The organism is Paenibacillus phytorum (genome assembly GCF_013141715.1).
GTDB lineage: Bacteria > Bacillota > Bacilli > Paenibacillales > NBRC-103111 > Paenibacillus_E > Paenibacillus_E phytorum.
This window is the reverse complement of record NZ_WHOA01000191.1, coordinates 23,655-30,642: the sequence shown is the minus strand read 5'-3', so window position 1 is coordinate 30,642 and position 6,988 is coordinate 23,655. Positions and strand designations below refer to the sequence as shown.

The window sequence follows — 6,988 nt, the reverse complement described above, 5'->3', positions numbered from 1 at the left end:
TGCGATCCAATAAATCCACCGATTCCAGTGCATGCAAAACGAGTGGCTCTCAATCCTTTTTGCTCAGTCCCCGATAGATCAATAGCAACTCCACATTCTCATAAGCATTTAACCTTGGCAGCAAGTTAAATCTCTGAAAAACAAATCCAATCTTCTGATTACGAATCGTATTGTCGAATTTTTTGACGATGAGAACACAAAGCAACGTAAATTCCCACTACAAACCCGATAGCTGAATAATGTTCAGTTGTTCACTTAACATAGGATTAAATAAATCAGTAACCCAGCTGATCCTACAAGAGCGCCAAAGCGTGTATTCCAAATAGCCCGATTTCATCAAGCTAGTCGAACTTTAGATCAATCTACATACACACGTTAATGCTGAATCGCATTATTGCCATAACATTTTACATTCAAACCAATTCACTTTGAATGTTTCCTGCCGTCTCCAAGAAAAAAGGTTTTGTGGCTCCAACCATGGTGTAGGCAGCCATGTATTTCCATTAGCTGTACTTATCTCAATAAGATTACCAAGGTAATCCCCCCATCCCAGGCTCTACAAAACTACCTGAATTATGAACACCGGCCGTTTTGCACCAATCAAAAACTTTTTTTGCTGCTTCATTTGGCTCCAAATTGGCATCATAGGATGCACAATTTGTATTGATTTTCCCAGGATGAACCGAGCTCACATGAACGCCCTTGCTCCTTAGCTCTTGATCCAAACAGAGAGTTAACATATTTTGTGCGGCTTTGGCCATTCTATAGGAATAGCTAAACCCGCCTTCATTGAACTCTCCCGATGCTGTCTTTGTCAAAGAGGCTAGTCTAGACGAAACATTAATAATTCTTGGTTTAGCTGATCTTTCGAGAAAGCTGAGTGTAGCCTGTACCGTACGAATGACGCCTAAGTTATGCACATTAAATAACGCACTCGTCTCCTGCGTCGTGACCGTTGTAATTTGGTAAGCAATTCCCGGTATCCCTGCATTGTTGATCAAAATATCCAGCACATCCGTATGGGCGCTTAAAGCTGATTTCAAAATGTCGGTACATGTATCCTCAGCTACATCAGCGATAATTGGATGGCAATTGGGCATTTCGTTGAGAAGATTTTCAGCCGCAGTAATTGATCTTACCAATGGAAACACACGATAATGATGCACATAAAAAAGTTTAGTTAGCTCATAGCCAAGACCTCTACTTGCGCCCGTAATACATACTGTTTCTTTCACACGCCTACCTCCTTTTTGATGCAGATACAATTAGAATCGACTCCATATGTGAAAAAAAAGAAGAGCCGCCCATTCGGAGCAGCTTCTCATCTTACACTTACTCAAACATGACAACTGAGCGACCTACATTTACACAATTGCAATCATGGAATGAGTCTAGCGCGTTATTGATTTCATCAAGACTAATTTTCTCCAATATAAGTTCATCAAGCAGCAGCTTACCGTCTAAATAAAGCTGCGCCAAAATCGCTATATCTCTCAGCGGGTTAATATTCCCGTAAAGACTGCCCTTGAGTGTTTTGGCTTGACGATGAAACGCTTTTGCAGGAATATTCAATTCTTTATTCGGGTTGAACCATCCGACAGCAACTGTAGTCCCCCCCCTGCGCGTCCCAAGCCAAGCGCTAACGGTTGCGTTCGTGTTACCCGTCGCATCAATCGCGAAATCGACCCCATAGCCATCTGTTAACTCTTTTAACGCTTCAACGACATCCTCTTTACCGACATTAATGGTATGCGTTGCACCGTACTTTCTGGCAATCTCCAGGTTCTGATCTTTGAGGTCACAGGCTATAATCTTCGACGCTCCGACGATTCGAGCTCCTTGAATCGCATTGACACCAACACCGCCTATACCGAAGACGGCTACGGTAGACCCCGCTGTTACCCCCGCTGCATATACGGCTGCACCATATCCGGTTGCGACACCGCATCCAAGCAAAGCTGCTTGTGCAAATGGCATTTGGTCTGGAATTTTCACACAGGACATTTCTGATACAACGGCATATTCAGCAAAAGTAGATAAGACCGAATCGTGATAGACCGTCTCGCCGTCTTTACTTAACCGTGATGTACCGTCAAGCAAGGTGCCGTCGAATATAGGCCCGAACGCTGTTTCGCATAAATGGACCTGGCCGTTCTTACAAAACAAACATACGCCGCAATACGGAATCCAGCTTAAAGCGACTTTATCTCCCACTTTCACACTTTTTACATTGGCTCCAATTTCAACGACGATGCCCGATCCTTCGTGCCCGAGAATGTTCGGTAAGCGAAGTGTTGGATCGTTCAAACTGTTCAAATCACTATGACACACGCCTGAAGCGCCAATTTTGACCAACACTTCATTAGCTTTAGGAGGAGCCAAATCAACATAATCAATGACAAGTGGTTTACCGAGTTCTGTGCGTATCGCTGCCTTAACTTTCATATTACACTCTCCATCATTCATTTAGTTTAAGTTGACCCAGATCGATTTTACTTTCGTATACGAATCAAGCGATTGAATGCCGCATTCTTTGCCCCAACCGCTTTCTTTAAAGCCGCCGAACGGACTGGCCAAATCGTAACAGCCGTATTTGTTGATAAAGACTGCACCTGCATCTAGCCTCGCTGCGATCCGATGAGCGCGAGTGATGTCTTTCGTCCACAGCCCTGCGGCCAAACCGTAAATAGTATCGTTAGCCATCTCTATGACTTCCTCATCATCGTCGAAAGGGATCACAACAAGCACAGGTCCAAAAATTTCTTCTTGCGCAACTCTCATGCTATTTGTCACATCTGCTAAAATCGTAGGTCTAACGAAATAGCCATTTGCGTTCGAACCGGTCATATCCCGCCCGCCTCCGGCTGCGACACGTGCGCCTTCGGCTTTTCCGATTTCGATATACTCCAATATTTTCTCCATGTGCGATTTCGTACATTGCGCTCCTTGATCACTCCTCGGATCAAACGGATCTCCAAGTACATAGCGATCCGCCAACTCAGCAAGCCGCGTAACTGTATAATCGTATAAGGACCTATGAACGAAAAGGCGAGTCGGTGAGGAGCATTTTTCACCCTTATGGGTAAATAGCCCAGTAAATGAACGTTCAATCGCATACTCCACATCGGGTGGATCATTGAAAATAATGTTTGGCGACTTGCCGCCAAGTTCGAGCGTTACCGTCTTCAAGTTCGAATCTGCCGAATCGTGAACAAGCTGTTTGCCGACGGCTGTGCTCCCTGTAAAGGAGACTTTATTGACCTCTAAATGACTGGAAATATAGGAGCCGGTTTTTCCGCTTCCCAAAATCAAGTTAATGACGCCAGGCGGCAGCACTTGTTCATCGTGTAATATTTCGAATAAACGAACGACGGAAAATGGTGTTGCACTAGATGGTTTGAGTACAACGGTATTGCCCGTGGCAAGTGCCGGGGCCAGCTTCCAAGTAGACATCAGCATCGGGTAATTCCACGGCACAATCTGACCGCATACGCCAACTGGCACACGCAGCGTGTAGTTTAGAAACTCTCCTTCAACCGGCATTGTTTCACCATGAATTTTATCTGTCCAACCTGCGTAGTATTCAAAAATATCAGCCGATTCGCCCAAGTCGTCGTAATAGGCTTCCTTGTATAATTTCCCATTATCAAGAGCTTCAAGTGTCGCTAATTCTGCACGATGCATACGAATAACTTCAGCAATTCGGCGCATGACATTGGCACGTGCTTTGCGTCCCATAGACGGCCACGGACCTCTTTTAAAAGCGTTCTGAGCGGCTGTTACAGCTTGATCAACGTCATCTCTCGTCGCTTCTTGAATATGACCGAGCACCTGACCTGTTGCTGGGTTTATCGAATCGATTTGATGATTGCTCGAGCTATCTTTCCATTTACCGTTGATGTAGAGCTGCTTCGTCGTTTCTAGCCATTCTTTGGCCCATTCTAGTTTTGGATTTTCCACGCTTATTCTCCTCCTTGTTGAACTAGTTCTTTAATGCTGATACCTTTTTTTCCCGCTTCCTTAAGCATGTTCGAAACGCTCGAATATCCTTCTTTTACTTTAAGCTCAAGAACAAACGGGATTGTGCTTTCCGCATATTGCTTACAGCGTTCTTCGTTCACCGTGATTCCGTTGACACAGTCCGAAACGAAATGGTCGACAGCTTCTGAACACATGCGCATCGATTCGTAAATGTTCCATGCGGCTAGCCCTTCCCATACGTTCAAGTTCAATTCGCCATGCTCGTATGCCGCTTGTACGGTTCGGTCAAAGCCGATCATCTGAAAACAGCAATGAATCATCGTCTCCGGGACAACTGGGTTGATTTTCCCTGGGAAGAAAGATGACCCCGGCTGCACAGCAGGCAATTGCAGCTCTGCAAACCCAGCTTCCGGACCTGAGGACAGCATGCGGAAATCATGTGCAATTTTGCTTAGCGTCGATGCCAGTAACGCGAGCCGAGAAGAAACTTCCGCCAGATCATCAAAATTTTGAGCAGCATCGAACAAATTATCGCGCAAGCGCAAATCGAAGGAACCCGTAACTTCACGCAGCTTATCGACAACAACCTTCCGGTATGCTTCAGGTGCACTAATTCCAGTTCCGACAACAGTTGCACCCAAGTTAATCATGTATAACCTGTCGGCCGCACGATCGATTTCTTTCCTTCGCCGTTCAATGACAGCTGAATAACCGCTGAACTGGTTACCCATTGTGATCGTTGTCGCATCTTGAAAGCAGGTGCGGGCGATCGTCCGGATCGGCATAAACTCGACAGCCTTTTGATCCAAGGAACAAACCAGTTTGTTTAAAGCTCCGTCCAACTTCTTCCATAGCTCTATAATCGTCATGCGCATGGCCGTATGACATACATCGGTTGAAGATTGTGAGGCGCTGACATGGTCAACCGGATGAACGAGGTCGTAGACGCCACGCTTCCCGCCGAGCTGCTCATTGCTGACATTTGCAATCACTTCGTTCATATTCATGTTAATTCCGGTGCCGCCGCCACCACACAAAATATCAACGGGAAATTGATCCTCATACTCACCTGAAATGATTTGGTGGCACGCCGCTTCAATGGCTTCACATATTCGCTCGTCAACGACTCCGGCTTCATAATTTGCTTTTGCAGCTGCCTTTTTCACGAATGCGAGTGAACGAATATAGGCCGGATAGGCACCTAATAGTCGCCCGGAAAAAGATAAATTACGAACTGTTCTTACGGTATAAATACCATATAAGGCTTCTGCCGGAACTGACACTTTCCCTAAAAAATCCTCTTCCGTCCGCATCTTCTCCATTGTTGTCTACCACATGTGAACTTGATTGATTTCATATTTAGCTAACATTTCTGTATCCAATTCGAACCCTAATCCCGGCTTATCAGGCGCAGAGATGTAACCATCCTTATCGACCCTCATCTTGTCAGCTTGAATGAAATCCCGGCGCTCCGGTGTCCAAGTCGGTGGATCATAAGGTACCTCGAAATAAGGACATGTACTGATCGCGCAAGTAAGTTGCAGGTTGGCAAGCATACCCACACCGTTGCTCCAGCTGTGAGGCGTAAACCAGTGCCCGTTGGCCTGCGCCATCTCGGCTACTTTCTTAATTTGTGTGAATCCGCCAGTCAAAGCTACATCTGGTTGGTAGACATCCAATGAACCATGCCGTATCATTTCTCTAAAATCGTACCAATTCCGGTTCATTTCGCCTCCGGCAATGCGAATACCAACCATTTGACGAAGCTGTGCCATACCTACAAAATCATGACTCGGCAAAGGCTCCTCCAGCCAAAGGACACCGAGGTTTTCGAGTTCCTTGGCTACTTGATAGGCTTGCTTTAAATCCCACGTTCTTTCGACATCCCAAGGCATCTTCCAGCCTTGATTGGCGTCAACCATAATTTCCAGCTTGTTGCCAACAGCCTTGCGAACGGCTTCCACGATCCTAATATCATCTCTAGGGTTTGCATTATGAAAGCGAATTTTCATCGCTTTAAATCCTTCTTCCACCAAGCCGATTGCTCGTTCAGCACGGACTTCAGGAGCAAGCATTTCACCCGTAGACGCATAAGCGAGCATCTTATCTTGCCGGCCCCCCAACAGCTTATAGATGGGCTGGCCGGTCGCTTTGCCCATAAGGTCCCATAAAGCGAGGTCAAGCGGCCAGTTTCGGCCGTAATGCAAATCGATATTATCAATGATTTGTGAATGCCGTTCGATTTGGAATGGATCTTGACCGATAAATAAATTTTCATGCCCGGCGAAACCGACCATTAAATCTCCGGACGCAACACCTGTAATACCTTCATCCGTATGAACGGAAACAACCGTGGAGCCGAACTGAGTACGCGGTTTAGGATCCCAAGATGCTCTAAATGGAGGATCAAGCGGAATTCGGTAATGTTTAATGTCAATCGATGTTATTTTCATTTTTTATTTCCTCCTAATTGTCCGGCAAAAAAGCCGCCACGATATTGTTTGATGTCATGAGTGACCACAAAGGCATGCGGATCGACGTTCTCAATTTCCTGAAGCAGCTGACTCTGGTTTCGCCTTTGCATCGTAATCGACAGCAAAACACGTTCGCCGTCCATTCCCTCTCCCATCCACTGCGTAATGCCATAGCCTTTCCCACGCAGAATGGAAGATAACGAAATCTCACGGCTGCTCGGAATTACTTGCACATTAATGTAGCCGAGCGCTAGTTTCTCTTCCAGCTTCATGCCAACGAGAATTCCGATTCCATAGCTCACACAATAAACGACTAAACTAATGGGTTTGCTCAAATTATCAAGTACGATTTTCAAACCGATCGTATAAACCATAATATCGACCATACTTAATAGAGCCGCAAAGTAGCGGTAGCCCCTTATTGTTAAAATCATTCTGGTTGTCAAACTGGAGACATAAATGACTTGTATGAAAAATATGGCAACTAACGTCCACAAGGCAACTCATCTCCTTATTAGCACGGCAATTCGAAA

The 6,988-nt window shown here is 45.6% G+C and carries 6 protein-coding genes and 1 pseudogene; all 7 read right to left on the bottom strand.

Translation table 11 applies throughout. The annotated features are described in order from the left end of the window. Window positions 1–52 precede the first annotated feature (52 nt). Window positions 53–166: pseudogene (locus GC098_RS39615) on the bottom strand (macrolide ABC transporter ATP-binding protein); the annotation flags it as partial. Between the two features lie 361 nt (window positions 167–527). Beyond that, entirely contained in the window at window positions 528–1,235 is a 708-nt protein-coding gene (locus GC098_RS27385) for an SDR family NAD(P)-dependent oxidoreductase (protein WP_171646370.1), read from the bottom strand. Window positions 1,236–1,332: 97 nt separating this feature from the next. Continuing rightward, window positions 1,333–2,445: a Zn-dependent alcohol dehydrogenase gene (locus GC098_RS27380; protein WP_171646369.1), complete on the bottom strand. Its 1,113-nt coding sequence runs from the start codon at window positions 2,443–2,445 to the stop codon at window positions 1,333–1,335. A 21-nt stretch (window positions 2,446–2,466) separates the two neighbouring features. Further along, window positions 2,467–3,960, bottom strand: coding sequence for an aldehyde dehydrogenase family protein (locus GC098_RS27375; protein ID WP_312880368.1), 1,494 nt, complete (start codon window positions 3,958–3,960; stop codon window positions 2,467–2,469). Window positions 3,961–3,962: 2 nt separating this feature from the next. Continuing rightward, a complete protein-coding gene (locus tag GC098_RS27370; protein ID WP_171646368.1) occupies window positions 3,963–5,303 on the bottom strand; it encodes a lyase family protein in 1,341 nt (446 codons plus the stop codon). Between the two features lie 6 nt (window positions 5,304–5,309). Beyond that, the gene (locus tag GC098_RS27365) at window positions 5,310–6,434 is read right to left on the bottom strand and encodes a mandelate racemase/muconate lactonizing enzyme family protein (RefSeq protein ID WP_171646367.1); all 1,125 of its coding nucleotides are present in this window, start codon (window positions 6,432–6,434) and stop codon (window positions 5,310–5,312) included. Beyond that, window positions 6,431–6,952: a DUF2179 domain-containing protein gene (locus GC098_RS27360; protein ID WP_171646366.1), complete on the bottom strand. Its 522-nt coding sequence runs from the start codon at window positions 6,950–6,952 to the stop codon at window positions 6,431–6,433. The genes GC098_RS27365 and GC098_RS27360 overlap by 4 nt, the downstream gene beginning before the upstream one ends. Window positions 6,953–6,988 lie beyond the last annotated feature (36 nt).

Bases quoted from the DNA above. Each gene is read 5' to 3' on its own strand.
- GC098_RS27365 (WP_171646367.1), bottom strand. From the start codon at position 6,434: ATGAAAATAACATCGATTGACATTAAACATTACCGAATTCCGCTTGAT.
- GC098_RS27370 (WP_171646368.1), bottom strand. From the start codon at position 5,303: ATGGAGAAGATGCGGACGGAAGAGGATTTTTTAGGGAAAGTGTCAGTT.
- GC098_RS27380 (WP_171646369.1), bottom strand. From the start codon at position 2,445: ATGAAAGTTAAGGCAGCGATACGCACAGAACTCGGTAAACCACTTGTC.